The organism is Bacteroides sp. An269 (assembly GCF_002159755.1).
GTDB lineage: Bacteria > Bacteroidota > Bacteroidia > Bacteroidales > Bacteroidaceae > Phocaeicola > Phocaeicola intestinalis.
This window is the reverse complement of sequence record NZ_NFJG01000226.1, coordinates 1-1,448: the sequence shown is the minus strand read 5'-3', so window position 1 is coordinate 1,448 and position 1,448 is coordinate 1. Positions and strand designations below refer to the sequence as shown.

Here is a 1,448-nt window from a genome sequence, read left to right as displayed (position 1 = left end):
TGTAAGCATTCGATAAACTACAGTCATTAAATATCTATATAATGATAGCGACTGTTACTATTGGATTCATAGTGACAGTCGCTATAGTTTTGTTGAACCTGTATGTTGACGTTGTGGTTAGTTGGCGGATTCTACAGTTTGTTTGGTCAACAGGCTCTCCGGATGTTGCAGTTTCCATTTGTGCGGAAGAAGGTTAAGCAGTTCCTCATCAGCGGACTTCTTATGATAAGGCATTTGGGCAATGATATCCTTCAGGTAATCCCTTGGGTTCACATCGTGTGCCTTGCAGGTGGCCAGCAGGGAACAGATTACAGACATGTTAACGGCAGCCTCGTGATTACCGCAGAAGAGATAGTTCTTGCGCCCCAAAGTAATTGGCCGGATGGCATTTTCCGCCAGGTTGTTGTCCAAAAGCAGGCGTCCGTCCTCCAGGCATCTCATCATGTTGTCCCACCGGGTATAGGCATACGAGACAGCTTTGCCGATTAGCGATTGGGGACTGTATTTGATGCCTTCCGTTTCCATCCACGTCTTCATGGCCTCCATGATTGGGCGTGTCAGTTCCCGGCGTTTCGCTTTGCGTCCGTCGGACGACAAGCCCGCCTTATCGCAGCAGTGCTCAATCCTGTACATGTGCTGTATCTGGGTCAGCCCATATTCGGCTTCCTTTTTGTTTTCACCCAAGGCATGCTCAAAATCACGACGGATATGCGCCATGCAATTGACCAGCCGCACGTTGGGGTTGGTCTTGAAGGCTGTCTCATAGCCTGCAAAACCGTCGCATTGAAGGTATCCTTTGAAGTGGTATTGGCTTGCCAGTGATTCGATGACCGATCCGGACCGGGATCCCATGTCATAATGGAAGATGACCAGTTTTTCCATGACCGACCTGACCATCCAGAGGTATTCCTTTTCCGCCTTGTGCTTTCCTCTGTTGATGACCGGGATGGTGGTCTCGTCCGCCTGCACATAGTCGCAAGAGAAAACCTCTTTCTTAAGCGACTCATACAGGGGCTTCAGCAGTTCTACCGTCTTCTTGAACCATCCGTCCAGCGTGCTTTCCGTAAGGCCTTCCAGCCCGAGATGCCTGTATTGCTGTATCTGACGGTAGAACGGGACGTGGTATTCATACTTCTGAAGCAGTATCTCGGCAAGCAGGCTGGTATCAGCGATGCACTTGTCAACAGGCATCAGCGGCATGGGGGCAATCTCCACTCCTTTCTGTCCAGCCGGAGGAAGCATGGTGCTGTCCTTGAGTGCATATTTGGGACGGATGATTTCCTTGACGTAAAGCATCCCCGGCTTGTGTTTGACGACTTTTGTTATCTCTTCGCCTATTCTACGGTATAAAGACAGGTCAACACCTGTCGGTTCTATTGTCTCGGTCTCCAGTACGGGTAAGTCCTCTATCATTTTTCGGTTCTGACGATTCTGCTTCCGTACTTCCG

General features: G+C 49.7%; 1 protein-coding gene. It reads right to left on the bottom strand.

Annotated elements, in window-relative coordinates:
• Positions 1 to 117: 117 nt before the first annotated feature.
• A partial coding sequence (locus B5F71_RS19420; RefSeq protein WP_143269953.1) for an IS66 family transposase occupies positions 118 to 1,448 on the bottom strand: 1,331 nt, incomplete at its 5' end.